Source organism: Yinghuangia soli (assembly GCF_021502675.1).
GTDB classification, from domain to species: Bacteria; Actinomycetota; Actinomycetes; order Streptomycetales; family Streptomycetaceae; genus Yinghuangia; species Yinghuangia soli.
Genome location: NZ_JAKFHA010000004.1, coordinates 304908 through 319827, shown reverse-complemented (window position 1 = coordinate 319827; position 14920 = coordinate 304908). Strand labels below are relative to the sequence as shown.

The 14920-nt window shown below is 73.6% G+C and carries 15 protein-coding genes; 7 read left to right on the top strand and 8 right to left on the bottom strand.

What is annotated here, in order from left to right; all coding sequences use genetic code 11:
- Positions 1-81: 81 nt before the first annotated feature.
- Complete coding sequence (locus LZ495_RS10410) at positions 82-573, bottom strand: hypothetical protein (protein ID WP_235051784.1); 492 nt, start codon at positions 571-573, stop codon at positions 82-84.
- A 398-nt stretch (positions 574-971) separates the two neighbouring features.
- Here LZ495_RS10410 and LZ495_RS10400 point away from each other — a divergent pair, with 398 nt between their 5' ends.
- Entirely contained in the window at positions 972-1466 is a 495-nt protein-coding gene (locus LZ495_RS10400; protein ID WP_235051783.1) for a protein-tyrosine phosphatase family protein, read from the top strand.
- A gap of 36 nt (positions 1467-1502) precedes the next feature.
- On the opposite strand, the gene nadE is transcribed toward LZ495_RS10400, so the two are convergent.
- Positions 1503-2345: an NAD(+) synthase gene (gene nadE / locus LZ495_RS10395; RefSeq protein ID WP_235051782.1), complete on the bottom strand. Its 843-nt coding sequence runs from the start codon at positions 2343-2345 to the stop codon at positions 1503-1505.
- Between the two features lie 154 nt (positions 2346-2499).
- On the opposite strand from nadE, the gene LZ495_RS10390 reads away from it, so the two are divergent.
- The 4 genes from LZ495_RS10390 to LZ495_RS10375 all read left to right on the top strand — a co-directional run bounded on the left by LZ495_RS10390 (position 2500) and on the right by LZ495_RS10375 (position 5569).
- Entirely contained in the window at positions 2500-3141 is a 642-nt protein-coding gene (locus LZ495_RS10390; protein WP_235051781.1) for a LysE family translocator, read from the top strand.
- A gap of 199 nt (positions 3142-3340) precedes the next feature.
- A complete protein-coding gene (locus tag LZ495_RS10385; protein ID WP_235051780.1) occupies positions 3341-3934 on the top strand; it encodes a septum formation family protein in 594 nt (197 codons plus the stop codon).
- Between the two features lie 266 nt (positions 3935-4200).
- Complete coding sequence (locus LZ495_RS10380; RefSeq protein ID WP_235051779.1) at positions 4201-4803, top strand: hypothetical protein; 603 nt, start codon at positions 4201-4203, stop codon at positions 4801-4803.
- A gap of 130 nt (positions 4804-4933) precedes the next feature.
- The gene (locus LZ495_RS10375) at positions 4934-5569 is read left to right on the top strand and encodes a septum formation family protein (protein ID WP_235051778.1); all 636 of its coding nucleotides are present in this window, start codon (positions 4934-4936) and stop codon (positions 5567-5569) included.
- Positions 5570-5665: 96 nt separating this feature from the next.
- Here the strand turns inward: LZ495_RS10375 and LZ495_RS10370 are convergent, their stop codons facing one another.
- The 4 genes from LZ495_RS10370 to LZ495_RS10355 all read right to left on the bottom strand — a co-directional run bounded on the left by LZ495_RS10370 (position 5666) and on the right by LZ495_RS10355 (position 11923).
- The gene (locus LZ495_RS10370; protein WP_235051777.1) at positions 5666-7978 is read right to left on the bottom strand and encodes a UvrD-helicase domain-containing protein; all 2313 of its coding nucleotides are present in this window, start codon (positions 7976-7978) and stop codon (positions 5666-5668) included.
- Between the two features lie 73 nt (positions 7979-8051).
- Positions 8052-9746 (bottom strand): fibronectin type III domain-containing protein, encoded by a 1695-nt coding sequence (locus LZ495_RS10365; protein WP_235051776.1) that lies wholly within the window; start codon positions 9744-9746, stop codon positions 8052-8054.
- A gap of 357 nt (positions 9747-10103) precedes the next feature.
- The gene (locus LZ495_RS10360) at positions 10104-10445 is read right to left on the bottom strand and encodes a hypothetical protein (protein WP_235051775.1); all 342 of its coding nucleotides are present in this window, start codon (positions 10443-10445) and stop codon (positions 10104-10106) included.
- A gap of 557 nt (positions 10446-11002) precedes the next feature.
- Positions 11003-11923 (bottom strand): SDR family NAD(P)-dependent oxidoreductase, encoded by a 921-nt coding sequence (locus LZ495_RS10355; protein ID WP_235051774.1) that lies wholly within the window; start codon positions 11921-11923, stop codon positions 11003-11005.
- A gap of 155 nt (positions 11924-12078) precedes the next feature.
- Here LZ495_RS10355 and fabG point away from each other — a divergent pair, with 155 nt between their 5' ends.
- Positions 12079-12816, top strand: coding sequence for a 3-oxoacyl-ACP reductase FabG (gene fabG, locus LZ495_RS10350; protein WP_235051773.1), 738 nt, complete (start codon positions 12079-12081; stop codon positions 12814-12816).
- Between the two features lie 59 nt (positions 12817-12875).
- On the opposite strand, the gene map is transcribed toward fabG, so the two are convergent.
- The gene (gene map / locus LZ495_RS10345) at positions 12876-13643 is read right to left on the bottom strand and encodes a type I methionyl aminopeptidase (RefSeq protein WP_235051772.1); all 768 of its coding nucleotides are present in this window, start codon (positions 13641-13643) and stop codon (positions 12876-12878) included.
- A gap of 131 nt (positions 13644-13774) precedes the next feature.
- On the opposite strand from map, the gene LZ495_RS10340 reads away from it, so the two are divergent.
- Complete coding sequence (locus tag LZ495_RS10340; RefSeq protein WP_235051771.1) at positions 13775-14047, top strand: helix-turn-helix domain-containing protein; 273 nt, start codon at positions 13775-13777, stop codon at positions 14045-14047.
- 329 nt (positions 14048-14376) lie between these two features.
- Here the strand turns inward: LZ495_RS10340 and LZ495_RS10335 are convergent, their stop codons facing one another.
- Positions 14377-14577, bottom strand: a complete 201-nt coding sequence (locus tag LZ495_RS10335) for a hypothetical protein (protein ID WP_235051770.1) — start codon at positions 14575-14577, stop codon at positions 14377-14379.
- Positions 14578-14920: the final 343 nt, after the last annotated feature.

Here is a 14920-nt window from a genome sequence, read left to right as displayed (position 1 = left end):
GTTGCGGGGCCGCTCCCCCGGCGGGGGCGGGGGGGCCCCCCAGTGCGGGCCCCCCCCGGCCCGTCGGCGTCTCCGTGAGTCTCAGACCCGGCGGGCCTTCATCACCTGCTCCAGGACCCACTCGCCGTCCAGGGCCCGGAACCAGCCGCGCCAGGTGAACGAGACATCGGTGATGTCCGAGAAGTTCCAGCGCAGCGGCGTACCGTCCGCGTCGGCGCCTTCCTGGTGGATCTCGTCGCCGGCCGCGCGGCCGATCAGCGTGCAGTAGTTGCCGGCCGACGGGCCGAACCAGTTGATGCGCCAGGCGCCGAGGACCGGGTCGTACACGCGCACCGTCGTCCCGGACCGGTCCTGCGGGTCGGGTACGCCCGACGGCATCAGCACGTCCTGGACCGCGCGTCCGCCGAGTACCCACCCGAAGGTCCATTCCCGGGTGTCCTCATGCCAGTTGCCGTCCTCGAGGAACCGGTGGTCGACGCGCCAGACCCCGGCGAAGCGGCCGTATAAGAGCAGTTCCTTGGCGTGTCCGGGATGCGGGCCGTCGGCAGCGAGCCGCTGCAGCATAGGGTTCATGGAGCCATGCTGCCCTGACCGCAAGGCATTTGGCCTCGGTGAATTTCTCAGCCGCGGGACGCCCCGGCCGGCCAGACGACGTGTACGGTCTTGCCGAGCGAGCGCGCGCGGGCCACGGCGTCCGCGGTGCCGCCCTTGGGTCCGGCGGCACTGTCCCAGACCGCGAAGAGCGTGCCGCACCGCGGTCAGCGTCCCGCCGGGGTCGAGCACGACGCGTGCGAACACCGCGTCGGCGCCCTGCGCGAGGCAGCTGACTCCCGCCAACTCCCCGGCCGGAATGCCCTCGAGGGCCTCGCGGAGCGCCGCGCGCGTCTCATCGCCCAGATACATGTGCCCGGTCACACCGAAGACCTGCATGCCACCCCCCGGAACACACCCGAACGAAAGCGAACTCCCCCATGCGCCCTACCCTGTTCACCGTCGAAGTGCCCGGACCTGGGCGGCTCGGCACCATGGCCAAGCCCCGCGGCGGCGATTGGCTCGCGGACGAGATGCGCGCCCTCGCCGCGGCCGGGGTCGACGTCCTCGTCTGCGCCCTGCCGGCCGGCGAGCGCGCGGAACTCGGGCTGGCCGCCGAAGCACGCGAAGCCGTGGCCGCCGGCCTGCGGTTCACGGCAATACCCATACCCGACAGGCACGTTCCCGACCTCGCCCGAGTACTTCCGGTCCTGCGGACGCTCGCCGGGCAGCTCCGCGGCGGCGCACATGTCGTCACGCACTGCCGGTTCGGGATCGGGCGCGCGTCGCTGCTCGCCGCATCGCTCCTGGTCCTGAACGGCGTCGCACCGGAGACGGCCTGGGCGCGCCTCGCGGCAGCCCGCGGCCTGCCGGTGCCGGACACCGACGAGCAGCGGGCCTGGGTGTCCGGACTGGCCGGCCATGCCCGTCCGTGACCGGCCGGGGTCCGCGTCCCCCGGACTACCCCGCGGTCAGCCGCGCCACCAGGTGTCGAGCGGCGTGACCGGCACGGCCCGCTTGTGGCGGGTGGCCAGGAACACCGACTCCAGCCTGGCGGACACCTCGGGGGCGACGTCGGCGCCTTCGAGGTAGTCGTCGATCTGCGCGTACGTCAGGCCGAGCGCCACCTCGTCGGGCAGTGCCGGGCGGTCGTCCTCCAGGTCCGCGGTGGGCACCTTCTCCCACACGCTCGGCGGCGCACCGAGCTCCTGGAGCAGCGCGGCGCCCTGGCGCTTGGTCAGTCCGGTCAGCGGCGTGACGTCCACACCGCCGTCGCCGTACTTGGTGAAGAAGCCGGTGACCGCCTCGGCGGCGTGGTCGGTGCCCACCACGAGCATGTTGAGCTGGCCGGCGATGGCGTACTGGATGACCATGCGCTCGCGGGCCTTGATGTTGCCGCGCACGAAGTCGCGCAGCGCGGGAGCGTCGCCGAGGAGCTCCTGCAGGCCGCCGGCCGCCTCGGCGGAGACCGCGTCGGCACCGGGCTTGACGTTGACGGTGACCGAGCGGTCCGGGCCGATGAAGCGCAGTGCGGTCTGCGCGTCGTCCTCGTCGGCCTGGACGCCGTACGGCAGCCGCACCGCGACGAAGGTGGCGTCGTGGCCCTCGGCCCGCAGCTCTTCCGCGGCCAGCTGGCAGAGCCGGCCGGTCAGCGTGCTGTCCTGGCCGCCGCTGATGCCGAGCACGAAGCCCACGGCCGGGGTGGAGCGCAGGTAGGCCTTGAGGAAGTCGACCCGCTGCCGGATCTCGACCTTGGGGACTATGGCCGGCTTGACGCCCAGCTCGGCAAGAATCTGATCCCGTACGTTCGCCATCCACGTACTGTACTGGCCCGTTCCGGCCCTGGTGGGCGCCGGGTTCCGCGGTGCGAAGGCCCGCCCGGGGCGGGCCTGGGCGAGTCCGAGGTCACATGGCCCAACCGAATCGTGGGATGGCCGCGGCCGTGCGCCTCTCCCTATTGTCCGGGCCATGGAGTGGTACCAGGTCGTGGGCTTCACGCTCGCCGTCACGCCGATCTGCCTGATCCCGGGGACGAGCTTCACGCTGGTGACGCAGAAGGTGGTGACCGGATCCCGCCGGGACGGTGTCCTGGTGGCGCTCGGGACCGCCACCGGGCTGCTGGTGCACGCGGCGTTCGCGGCGGTGGGGCTGTCGACGCTGGTGATGGCCTCGTCCGAGGCCCTGGCGGTGCTCCGGGTCCTGGGCGCGGCCTACCTCGTCGGGCTCGGGATCACGACCTGGCGGTCGGTACGCCGCGGCCGGCCCGCGGCGGAAGGGAAGCCCGCGCGGCAGCCGCGGTGGCGGACGCCGTGGGCCGGACTGGGCAGTTACGGCCAGGGCCTGTGGAGCAACGTACTCAATCCCAAGGCCTCGTCGGTGTACCTGACGCTGGTCCCCCAGTTCCTCTCCCCGGGCAGTCCGGTCGCCCCGCAGATCGGCGTCCTGGCGGTCGCCCATGTGCTGGTCGTGCTGACCTGGCTGCTCACCTGGACCACGGCGGTCGCGGCCGCGCAGCGCTTCGTCGACACCCCGTGCTTCCGCACCGCGCTGGCCCGGACCACAGGGGCCGTTCTCGTCGGCCTGGGGCTGCGCACCGCCGCCGCGCGCTGACCCTGCCGGGGTGCCTTCGGCGCGGCGGTCCGCGGTCCGGGAGGTGTGATACAAAGCACGAGGCCGCGTGCGTACGGCCTATTCAGGGCATCCCGCGTGCGGCTCGGGGCAGCCCTGCCGGGCTCCCGCATTCATGCGGCGGTCCTGTGGTGCAGACTCGTGCGCATCCCCTTCACCACGAGAGGTTGTCGTCCCCATCATGCGTGCTTTCCGTTCGTCCCGTATATCCGTCCTGCGTGCGACCGCTGTGGCGGCTTCCGGAGTCATCGCCATGGCGGCGGTCGCCGGTTGCGGTGGCGACGACAAGGAGAAGGACAAGAAGCCCGCCGCGGGTGCCACGGCGACCTCCACGGCGTCCGGCACCGCCTCGGCGAACCCTTCGGGGAAGCCGACCGGCAAGTCGACGAGCACCAAGAAGCCCACCAGCAGCCCCACCGCGACCGACTCGAGCATCAACGCGATCGACCTGAAGGTCGGCGACTGCGTGAACTTCGACGGCGACGACGCGATGAGCACGACGTCGTGCAGCAAGCCGCACGACGGCGAGACGGTCGGGGTCTACGAGCTGCCGTCGGAGATGTCCCCGGACACGCCGACGTACATGAAGGACATCGAGGAGAAGTGCCTCGAGTACATCGAGCCGGTGCTCGACCGGCAGCAGAACTCGCAGGAACTGAACGGCACTTGGATCTACCCGACGGCCGAGTCGTGGATCATGGGCGGCAACAAGACCCTGCAGTGCATCGTCATCCGCAAGGACAACGCCCCGCTGCCCGCCGGCAAGCTCAAGTAGGCGGGCGGTGCCCGGAAGGCTCCCGCGGGGGCCTTCCGGGGGCCCGGCGACGCAGGACGGCCGCACTCGGACGGATAGTTGCTACGAGACTGATACATCGTCACGAGTGTTGTGATACAAAGCACTTGTAGCCGCTGACGGGTGGCTTATTTCGGCATCCCACATTCCGTGCCGAGATGCAAGATCGGACTCCCTCGTTCCTGTGGCGGACCCGTGGTGCAGACTCCTACGCGTCCCATCCACCACGAGAGGCTTTCGTCCCCATCATGCGTTTCTCCCGTTCCTCCCGTACCTCCGCCCTGCGCGTCACCGCTGCGGCGGCTTCCGGGGTCTTCGCCATGGCCGCTCTGACCGGTTGCCTCGGCGACGACGACAAGGACAAGGCGACGGGCACCGGCGCCACCAAGGCGCCGACCGCGAGCGCCGAGGCATCCGCCGAACCGTCGGGCAAGGCCGACCCGTCGGCGAAGTCGACCGGCACCGGCAAGCCGTCCACGGGCAAGCCGACGAGCACTTCCACGTCGAGCCAGGTCGAGGCCGTCGTGCTGGCGGCCGGCGAGTGCATCGACACCTCGGCGACCGGCGACATCTCCAAGAAGCCCTGCACCGGGCCGCACGGCGGCGAGGTCGGCGCGGTGCTGACCATCCCGGACAGCCGTACGCCGACGTCGATGACGTACAAGAAGGACAACGAGGCGGCCTGCGAGGCGGCCGTCATGCCGATCATCGACCGGCAGCCGAACGCCAAGGACCTGTCGTTCAGCTACTACTCGCCCACCGTCTCGTCCTGGATGCAGGACAACGACCGCACCCTGCAGTGCATCATCGTGCGGGCCGACAAGGCGAAGCTGACCGCGAAGCTCAAGTAAGCCCGTCTCGGCGGCCGGCGAGGACTATCGGGGGTGTCCTCCCCCGGGGGGGGGGGGGGGGGGGCGGGGGGGGGGGGGGGCGCCCCCCCCCCCCCCGACGCATGTCACCACGAGAGGTATACGTCCCCCCATGCGCTCTCTCCGTTCCACCCGTTCCACCGCGCTGCGCCTGACCGCTGCCGCGGCCTCCGGGATCGTCGCCATGTCGGTCCTGACCGGCTGCCTCGGCAAGGAGGACAAGGACAAGGCGGCAGGCACCGGCAGTTCGTCGGCACCGTCGGCCCCCGCCGGCGCGGATGCCGGCGCACCCGGCTCCGCAGACCCGTCGGCGCCCGGCGGCACCGGCACCAACACCGGTGGCACCAGCACCGGTGGCAGCAGCACCGGCGGTGGCACCGGCAAGCCGACGTCGATCGCGACCGGGAAGGTCAACAAGCTCGACCTGAAGGTCGGCGACTGCATCGACTTCGAGGACGACAACACCAACGTCAAGGCTTCGTGCACCGGTGAGCACGACGCCGAGGCGGTCGCCATCTACGCGATGCCGGCCAGCATGACGCCGACGTCGATGACGTACCGCGACGACGTCAAGGCCAAGTGCATGGAGTTCATCCGGCCGATCGTCGACCGGCAGCCGGACCCGTCGAAGTACGCCGGCACGTGGATCTTCCCGGACTCCGCGTCCTGGATGAACAACGACCGGACCCTGCAGTGCCTGGTCATGCACCGCGACCAGACGCCGATGCCGGCCGGCAAGCTCAAGTAGCGCACGGCACTTCACGCGAACGCCTCCGGCGGGAGCCCCTTGCGGGGTTCCCGCCGGAGGCGTTCCGCCGTCCCGGTGCCGGGTCCTCCGGGGTCCTCAGACGCCGGGGGCGACCGGCTCGGCCGGTTCGAGACCGAGGAGTTCCGCGGCCCACTCGCCGTCGCCGGTGGCCACCACAAGGCTCCGGGTGGCGCGGGTCAGCGCGACGTAGAGAGTGCGCAGACCGGCGGGCGACTGGTCGACGATCGTCTTCGGGTCGACGATGACCGCGGCGTCGAACTCCAGGCCCTTGGCGTCGAGCGCGTCCATCACCTGCACGCGGGACGGGAGTCCGGCGAGTGCGGCGGCCGCTTCCGCGGTCTCGCCGACCGGCGTGACGATGCCGATCGTGCCCTCGACCTCGCCGAGCATGCGCGCCACGACGGCGTGCAGCGTCCCGGCGAGCGGGGCCTTGTCGCCGACCACCAGCAGGTGCGGGCGCTCGCCGCCTTCGCGGACCGCGCGGGACGGCTTGGCCCCGGGCACCGCCCGGACCAGCACGCGCGCGGCCACCGCGGCGATCTCGGCGGGGTTGCGGTAGTTGGTGGTCAGGGTGAACTCGTGGCGGCGCCGGTCGCCCAGCGCCTCGGACATCGCCGCGGCGGACGCGTCGAGGTCCTCCCAGGCGCTCTGCGCGGGATCCTCGACGATGGTCCACGTGGCGTGCTTGCCGCGGCGCTTGAGCATGCGCCACTGCATGGGCGCCAGGTCCTGGGCCTCGTCCACGACGATGTGCGCGAACTCGTCGGGCTCCTGGTCCTCGTCGCGGTCCCGGCCGCGGCCCGCCCGGGCCATGCGGTCGGCGTAGGTGGTGACTTCGCTGATCTCGTCGGCGGGCGCGGAGGAGCGGACCGCCTCGCCGGTGAAGATGTCGTAGCCGTCCACCACGTACGGGTTGTCCTCGGCGGGGCTGCCGGGCGTGCGCGGGCGGACCCGCGGCAGGGGGCCGATGAGCGTGTCGATCTCGTCGAGGAGTGCGACGTCGAGGAACGACACTTCGCCGGTGCGGGCGGTGCGCTCCCAGGAGCCGGCCAGCAGCCGGATCTGGTCGCGGCTCAGCCGGCCGCGGGCGGCGCGGTCCAGGCGGGCGGGGTCGGCGAGGCCGCGCAGGATGTCGACCGGGCGGACCAGCGGCCACCACGTGTTGAGGAAGACCGCGAACTCGTCGCGGGCGGCGACGTCTTCGAGGAATGCCTCCTTCTCGCTGCGGGCGGCGCCGCGCGAGGCGAGGCGCTCCCAGAGCGCGGCCAGGACCGTCTTGGCGGCCGCGACGCGCTGGCCGTTCGGGCCGCGCCGGGCGCGCTGCAGGAGGTCGTTGCGGATCCGGCGCAGTGCCCCGGAGTCGAGCACGACCTCGGTGCCGCGGTGCTTGATGCGCAGTTCGTGCGGGGCGCCGGCCGGGGTGGCCAGCACCGCGCGGCGGAGCAGCGGCACCATCGCGGTGGCGCCCTTGAGGCGGGCCACCGCGGCCGTGTCGTGGTAGGCGGCGGTGGTGCCGTCGACCATGTCGCCCAGCGAGTGCAGGACCGCGCCGCCCTCGCCGAGCGAGGGCAGCACGCGCTCGATGTAGGCGGTGAAGCGCGGGTTGGGGCCGACCACGAGGACGCCGCGCGACCCGAAGCGCTGGCGGTGCCGGAAGAGGAGGTAGGCGACGCGGTGCAGGGCGACCGCGGTCTTGCCGGTGCCGGGTCCGCCGCGGACGATGACCGAGCCGTCGGCGGGGGCGCGGATCGCGTCGTCCTGCTCCTGCTGGATGGTCGCGACGATGTCGCGCATGCTGCCGTCGCGGGTGCGGCTGAGGGCGGCGAGGAAGGCGCCGTCGCCGACCACGACGAGGTCGTCGGGGGCCGCATCCGGGTCGAGGAGGTCGTCCTCGATGTCGACGACCTGGTGGCCGCGGCAGTGCAGCACGCGGCGGCGCACGATGCCGCGCGGGTCCTCGGGGGTGGCCTGGTAGAACGCCTCGGCGGCCGGGGCGCGCCAGTCGACGACGAGGATCTCGCTGTCCGCGTCGCGGACCCCGATGCGGCCGATGTGCCAGACCTCGCGGTCGGTGCGGTCCAGGCGGCCGAAGACGAGGCCGTCGTCGGCCGCGTCCAGGGTGCGGGCCCACAGCTCGGCGCGGAACACCATGGTGTCGCGCTCCACGAGCGAGCCCATGGTGCCCACCTGGGCCTGCTTGTAGCCCTCGCGCATCAGCGCCTGGGCCTCGCCGCGCATCGCCTCCAGGCGGACGTACGCGCGGTCGACGTGCTGCTGCTCGGCTTCCAGCTCGCGCTGTTTGGCGTGCGCCGCGTGTGCTGCGTCGGTGCCTCGGGCCTCCGCTTCGGCGGCGGGGCCGGGCGTCTGCCCGGACGGGGGCAGGGGCATCGGGCTGGCTCCTCGTGCAGGTAGGGCAAAGCGTAGACATTAGTACGCCGGGGAGCCTCGGCCCACTCGGGTTTCAGCTCCGGGCGCGCAGCCGCCGGACCGCGATCACGGCACCGACCAGGCCCGCGCCGCCGAGGAGTGCCCAGGCCCAGGTTGCGAAGCCCGTTCCGCCGTCCCCGTCGCCCGCGGTCTGCGGGGTGCGGGCGGCCTGCCCGGTGGTGTTCGCGGTGGGGGTCGGCGAGGACCCGGCGGGCGGCTGGACCGCGAAGGTCAGGGTCTGCTCCGCCTCGCGGGCCGGTACCGAGCTGTCCGCGACGCGGACCGTGAAGGCGTTCTGGCCCGGGTCGCCCGGGATTCCGGTGAGGTCGCCGGTGAGCGGGTCGAGGGTCATGCCGCCCGGCAGGGGGCCGTCCGCGGCCCAGCGGTAGGGCGGAGTGCCGCCGACCGCCTGGAGTTTGGCGCTGTACTGCTGTCCGGCGGTGGCCGGGGCGAGGACGGTGGTGGCGACGGCGAGGGCGGCCGCCGGGCTCGCGGTGACCGGCGCGGTCATCTCGGAGGCGCCGTTCTGGTTCACCGCGCGCACGGTGTAGGTGTAGGCGGTGCCCTGCGTCAGGCCGGTGTCGGTGTAGACGAGGGTGGCCGCGCTGACCGTGCCGATCACCGCGGTGCCGGCCTGCTCGCCGCCCGACCGGAAGATCTGGTACTCGGTCAGCGGGCTGCCGCCGTCGTCCGCGGGCGGCATCCAGGACAGGACGTTGTGCGCGTCGCCGGCGGTGGCGCTGAGGCCGGTCGGCGGGCGCGGGATGGTGATGCCGGCCGCGGTGAGGGCGACGGTGCGCGAGCCGCCGGGCATGTTGCCGGTGAAGGTGAGCGTGCCGGTGACCGGGCCGCGGCCGCCGACCGCGACCTGGACCGCGACGCTGCACGGCCGGCCGGCCGGGATCGCGGTGCCGGCCGGGCAGCTGGTGCCGGTGTTCTCCACCGCGAAGGGCGGCGTGGCGGTGATGGAGGTCAGGGTGAGCGGGGCGGTGCCGCTGCTGGTGAAGGTGACGTTGCGCAGCGCCGAGCCGGGTGCCGTGACGGGCCCGAAGTCGACGCCGGCGGGCAGTTGGCCGATGTCCCCGGCAGGCACCGTGAAGACGAGCAGGGCGCGGGCCGGGCCCGGGTTGGCGGCCGGCTGCGTCGAGGCGACCGGGAAGACGCGGGGGTCCGCGGGGAAGGTGCCCGGGGTGGAGCCGCCGGCCGCGGAGAGCCAGGGCTCCAGGGGCGAGGCGGCGAGCATCGTGGAGACCGGGTCGAGGACGACGAGGAGGTTCCGGCCCTGCCGGATCGGGGTGCCGCTGCCGATCTCGGCGCTGCCGGTGGCGATGCTGCCGGGCCGGTTCGCCGCGGTGTCGGCGGCGCCGTAGAGGGTGACGCTGACCGCGGTGGCGTCCTGCGGGACCTGCACGGTGGTGGTGCCGAGCTGGGTGACCTCGACCTGCTGCTGCGTGGTGACGACGGCCGGCACGCGCGCGGGCCGCTCCGCCGGGGCGGCCGGCCCGGCCAGGCCGGCGGGGCTCAGCGCACCGGCCTGGCCGGCCGGACTGCCGCCGGCGGTCTGCGGGTTCGCGCCGTGGTCGGTCCGGGCCGCCGACGCGGGTGCGGTCCCGGTCGCCGTGCCGAGGAGCGCCAGGTGGGCCGCGGCGGCAAGTGCCGCGGCGCGTACCAGGACTCGTGCGCCGGGGCGCGCTCCGGAGCGGACCTCGCGCCGTGCGCGGTGCGGCATGCCTGCCGGTCCGCCGCCTGCGCCGACACGCCTGCGTACCCGATCGACCATGTGCTGGGGACCCCCCGTGGGCTGCATCCGGAACCGGACGGCGTCGCAGCTCACGGTGTGCCCGGTCGGTCGTACGCGCGGATGCTAGCGCTGCGCAGGCGCCATCGGGAGTGCGCCCGGCGCGTAGATCACTCGAACGACTGCGGCCGTGCACGCAGCTGGGCGATTGCGCCGCGAATGCGCGGTATCTGCGGTCCCGGCACGGGAGTCCGCGGGGCGGTCCGGAGACGGACCTGCCCGGTGACCGCGGGCCGACCGGGGTTGGGTAGTCGGCCTGCGATCACCGGGCAGGAGTGTGCGGGCGGGTCAGGACCCGTCGCGCGGCGGGCCGATGCGGAGGCCCTCCGGGTCGCCGTCGCGGTCCGCCGGGGCCGCGGGCGGCGTGTCGCCGTCGAGCACCCAGGCGCCGCCGGCCCGGCGCCAGCGCAGCGGTCCGCGCTCGCGCCACGGCTGATCGGCCGTCAGGTACGCGTCCCAGAGCACCACCTGGCGCTTGGCCAGGGCGCGCACCCGGCCTGTCCGGGCTGCCGCGCGGCGGCCCGTCGGCCGCCAGTCGCGGCCGTCCCGGCTGTCCGCTCCGAAGAACGGGCCGAGGACCGCGAGGGCCACCAGGAAACCTATGCACAGAAAGCCGACTGCGGACTCCATTTCGACCTGCCTCCCCACCTGGCATCCGGGGAACTCGCGGAAGCGGGCCCGTCGGTGCGGTCGCGGCGGCAAGCCGTGCACGCACGTCGGGGCCGCGAACACGGGCCGATATTCCGGATCGGCCCGCTCCCGCCCTCGGATGGCTCCAGTCTTGGCCTTCGAGTCACAAGATCAAAGGGCCAATCGCCGCACAGTGGCCTGGGCCAATTCGCGTGCGGCTCCCCGCCCGGGCCACCGGTGCCGGATGCGGCACCGGCCCGGCGCGCCACCCCGGTCCGCCATGGCCCGCCGCGCGCTTCCGGCACGGCCCGAAAACGCCCGTCCTTCAGCGGCAGGGGTCGCGCGTCGGGCATCGTGGATGCGTAGGATCTCGGCACCCGGTCCGCTCGGCGGATCGCCCGGGACCCCCGCCGGCGGCTCGGCCGGCTCGGCGGGAGATCCGGAGAGGCGCGCACCTCCCCCCAGCGCGCCCCCGGAATGGGGTGGGCCCGCAGACATTCCCCCCGTCTGCGGGCCCGCTTCGCCTTCCGGCCGGTCGCGTGGGCGGCCGGCCCCGGTCACACCTCGGGGAACTTCTCCCCGACGAACTCCTCGGACAGCGTCCACAGCCGGACCGCCGACTCCGGGTCGCGCGCCCAGGCGGCGTGCTTGGCGCTGACGCCGCAGTCCTCCAGGTAGACGCCGCCCTGGTCGGCGAGTTCGGGTGCGGTGGCGGCCCAGACCTGGGTGGCCGCGCCGGCCGGCACGGACTTCATCGCGGGCATGTTGGCCCGGGTGACCTTGGACTGCAGGGCGGCGCCCTGCTCGCGGTTCATGTAGCGCCCGAGGTTGGTGCGGATCATGCCCGGGTGCACGGCGTACGCGCGCACGCCGTGCCCGGCAAGGCGCCGGTCCAATTCGACGGTGAAGAGCACATTGGCCGTCTTGGACTGCCCGTACGCGGTCCACGGGTGGTACTCGGTCTGCGCGAAGTTCGGGTCGTCCCACAGGATGTCGCTCGCGACGTGGCCGGCCGAGCTGAGGTTGACCACGCGGGCCGGCGCGCCGCGGCGCAGTGCGGGCACGAGCAGGTTGGTGAGCAGGAAGTGCCCGAGGTGGTTGGTGCCGAACTGCAGCTCGAAGCCGTCCGCGGTGTGCCCGAACGGGGTGGCCATGACGCCCGCGTTGTTGACCAGCAGGTCGATGCGCGGGTGGCGCTCCAGCAGCCAGGCCGCGAAGGTGCGCACCGAGGCCAGCGCGGTCAGGTCGAGTACGCCGGCCTCGACCGAGCGGCCCTCGCCCGCGAGTTCGGCGACCGCGGCGGCGCCCTTCTCCTCGTCCCGGGCGGTGAGGACGACGTGCGCCCCGGCGTCCGCGAGCACGCCGGCCGTGTGCAGGCCGAGCCCGGAGGTCCCGCCGGTGACGACGGCGGTCCGGCCGGTCAGGTCGATGCCGGCGATGACCTCGTCGGTGGTGGTGTCGGGTCCGTACGTGGGCATGGCAGCTCCTCAGATGCTTGACTCAATCATGCACTATGCGCCACGCGTCCGGCGCTGACAAGCCGTCAGTACGCTGGTGCCGCCCGTACCGGCCCGACCGAGACAACTGACAGAGTCGAACCGCCGGGCGCCCGGCGGGCCACGGGAGGACGGCCATGCTCGAAGGACGCGGTGCGGTGGTGACCGGAGCGGCTCAGGGCATCGGCCTGGAGATCGCCCGGGTGTTCTGCGCGAACGGCGCGCGCGTGGTGATCGGCGACCGCGACGGGGACGCCGCCGCGGCGGCCGCCGCGCAGCTGGCCGCGGAGGGCGCCTCCGCGGTCGGCGTGGCGTGCGACGTGACGGTCCCCGAGCAGGTGGACGACCTGGTCCGCACCTGCGTGGACACCTACGGCGCGCTCGACATCTTCGTCAACAACGCCGGTGTCACGCGCGACGCGACGCTGCGCAAGATGACCCTGGACGACTTCGACACCGTGATCGACGTGCACCTGCGGGGCACCTGGCTGGGCACCCGCGCGGCCTCGCTGGTGATGCGCGAGCAGGGCCGCGGCTCGATCGTGAACATCTCGTCGCTGTCCGGCAAGATCGGCCTGCCCGGGCAGACCAACTACAGCGCGGCGAAGGCCGGCATCGTGGGTCTGACCAAGGCCGCCGCCAAGGAGCTCGGGCACTTGGGCGTGCGCGTGAACGCGGTGCAGCCCGGCCTGATCCGCACCGCGATGACCGAGGCGATGCGGCAGGACATCTGGGACGCCAAGGAGCGCGAGGTCCCGCTGCAGCGCGCCGGCGAACCGGTCGAGGTGGCCAACGCGGTGCTGTTCCTGGCGTCCGACCTGGCCAGCTACATCACCGGCACGGTCGTCGAGGTCACCGGCGGCCGCGGCATGTGAGCCCGGCGCGCCCGACCGGGCCCGCGGTCGGGCCCGGTCAGGCTGCATTCAGGCCCCGGTCAGGCCGCAGTGAGGACCAGCGGTCCGTCGGCGGTCACCGCGACGGTGTGCTCGAAGTGCGCCGCACGCGTGCCGTCGGCGGTCGCGATGGTCCAGCGGTCGGGCAGCACCCGGTAGTCGTCCCGGCCGCCTTCGAGGAACATCGGCTCGATGGCCAGCACCAGCCCCTCGCGCAGCCGGTAACCGCGCCCGGGCCGCCCGGTGTTGGGCACGTGCGGGTCCTCGTGCATCGCGGTGCCGATGCCGTGCCCGCCGTGGTCGGCCAGGATGCCGTAGCCGTACGAGCGGGCCACTTCCTGCACCGCGTACGCCACATCGCCCAGGCGCGCGCCCGGGACCATCACCGCGACGGCCGCGTCGAGCGCCTCGCGGGTCGCCTCGGCGAGCCGCCGGCCCGCGGCGTCGACCGCGCCGACCTCGACGGTGACGGCGGCGTCGCCGTGGTAGCCGCGGACGATCGCGCCGCAGTCCACGGACAGCAGGTCCCCGCCGCGCAGTACGCGGCCGTCCGGGATGCCGTGCACGACGACCTCGTCGACCGACAGGCACAGCACGCCGGGGAACGGCGGCAGCGAGGCGTGCGGGCGGTAGCCCAGGAACGACGGCTCGGCACCCGCGGCCCGGATGTGCGCGGCGGCGAGCGCATCAAGCTCGGCGAGGGTGACGCCGGGTCGGGCGGCCGCGGCGACCGCGGCGAGCGTCTCCGCCACCACGCGCCCCGCGGCCCGCATCAGGTCGAGCTCCGCCGCACTTTTCAGGGACACCATCTCTGCCTTCTCTCTGCCTCGTCGATCCGGGCCACGGGCCCGTCGTCGGGCAGCCCACCGCATTCGCGTATGGCCAAATAATACACACCAAAGAATACCTGCCAAAGAATACAGGCCATATAATCGTGGGCATGGTGCGTACCCCTCTGACCGACGAACAGCGCGACCGCGGCCGGGTGCTGGGCCAGGTGCTGCGCGAGGCGCGCGGCCGGCGCAGCGCCGCCCAGGTGTCCGCGGAGTCCGGCGTGCCGCTGGACACGTTGCGCAAGATCGAGCGCGGCGCGATCGCGCTGCCCGCGTTCTTCACCGTGGCGCAGCTCGCCAAGGTGCTGGACCTGGACCTCTCGGCGCTGGCCGAGGAACTGCTCGCGGTCGAATCCGCCCCGGAGGCCGGCGCGGCCTGACGACCCGGAAACGCGGAGCGGGGGGGGGGGCCGGGGGGGGGGGGGGGGGGCCCGCGGGGCGGGGGCCCCCCGCTCCCGCTCTCGGCGCGCCGCCCCCCCCGCCGCGCCCCCCCCCCCCCCGCTCCGGCAGTCTCGGATGCCGCCGTACCCTGCCGACGGGCCGGCGCCGGGCCCTGCCGCCCGGCTCCGTACTCCGCCGATCGGTGGATTGGCGTCCCGGGAACAGCCTTTCGACGCTGCGGACCGTGTCCTGACCAGGCCGTCCCGCGTTGTTCGCGGTGAGGGCCCGCCGCGGAGGGCGGCGCAGCAGCGGAGGCAGGACGAACGGATCAGCCGAAGGAAGCCGTCCCGGAGACGGTCCACAGCGGCCCGGGGAAGGGCAAGGCGAAGTACGCCGGCAGGAACGGATCCGGCACCCGCGGCACCCGCGGGAGTTGGGACGCCCGCGCGGCCGGGACGTACAACGACGCCATCGAGCCGAAGAACACCGCGACGGCCAGGACGGCCGCTCGTCGGAATCCGAACCTCATGCCTGTTTCCTCCTCGAGCGCGATGCCGTTCCACCCGGGACTCCGGCACCGTGACCCGTCACCCCGCGTGACGGCGGCATGACTCTAGGGTTTTGTCGCGTTTCACCGTCGCAACGTTGCGCCGCACGGGTGAAGCAGAGCCCCGGGATCGGGCCCAGGACACGCAAGTTCACTCCGACGAGGGAACTTCCTGCGCCCGTCCGCGCGGTGCCCGTGTCCCTTCCGGAATCCGCCCCGACCCCCTTGCAGGCCCCGCCGCAAGCCGGTCGCGGCACCGCGGGACGGACCTCTCGGCGCTCCGGCCGGGTCCGGGCATACCGCCGCTATAACCCGCCCCCGGCGA

Coding starts and splice junctions, on each gene's coding strand:
- LZ495_RS10385 (WP_235051780.1), top strand. CDS start 3,341: ATGCGTGCTTTCCGTTCGTCCCGTATATCCGTCCTGCGTGCGACCGCT.
- LZ495_RS10355 (WP_235051774.1), bottom strand. CDS start 11,923: ATGCCCACGTACGGACCCGACACCACCACCGACGAGGTCATCGCCGGC.
- LZ495_RS10335 (WP_235051770.1), bottom strand. CDS start 14,577: ATGAGGTTCGGATTCCGACGAGCGGCCGTCCTGGCCGTCGCGGTGTTC.
- LZ495_RS10370 (WP_235051777.1), bottom strand. CDS start 7,978: ATGCCCCTGCCCCCGTCCGGGCAGACGCCCGGCCCCGCCGCCGAAGCG.
- LZ495_RS10375 (WP_235051778.1), top strand. CDS start 4,934: ATGCGCTCTCTCCGTTCCACCCGTTCCACCGCGCTGCGCCTGACCGCT.
- nadE (WP_235051782.1), bottom strand. CDS start 2,345: ATGGCGAACGTACGGGATCAGATTCTTGCCGAGCTGGGCGTCAAGCCG.
- LZ495_RS10360 (WP_235051775.1), bottom strand. CDS start 10,445: ATGGAGTCCGCAGTCGGCTTTCTGTGCATAGGTTTCCTGGTGGCCCTC.
- map (WP_235051772.1), bottom strand. CDS start 13,643: ATGGTGTCCCTGAAAAGTGCGGCGGAGCTCGACCTGATGCGGGCCGCG.
- LZ495_RS10410 (WP_235051784.1), bottom strand. CDS start 573: ATGAACCCTATGCTGCAGCGGCTCGCTGCCGACGGCCCGCATCCCGGA.
- LZ495_RS10390 (WP_235051781.1), top strand. CDS start 2,500: ATGGAGTGGTACCAGGTCGTGGGCTTCACGCTCGCCGTCACGCCGATC.
- LZ495_RS10340 (WP_235051771.1), top strand. CDS start 13,775: ATGGTGCGTACCCCTCTGACCGACGAACAGCGCGACCGCGGCCGGGTG.
- LZ495_RS10365 (WP_235051776.1), bottom strand. CDS start 9,746: ATGCCGCACCGCGCACGGCGCGAGGTCCGCTCCGGAGCGCGCCCCGGC.
- LZ495_RS10380 (WP_235051779.1), top strand. CDS start 4,201: ATGCGTTTCTCCCGTTCCTCCCGTACCTCCGCCCTGCGCGTCACCGCT.
- LZ495_RS10400 (WP_235051783.1), top strand. CDS start 972: ATGCGCCCTACCCTGTTCACCGTCGAAGTGCCCGGACCTGGGCGGCTC.
- fabG (WP_235051773.1), top strand. CDS start 12,079: ATGCTCGAAGGACGCGGTGCGGTGGTGACCGGAGCGGCTCAGGGCATC.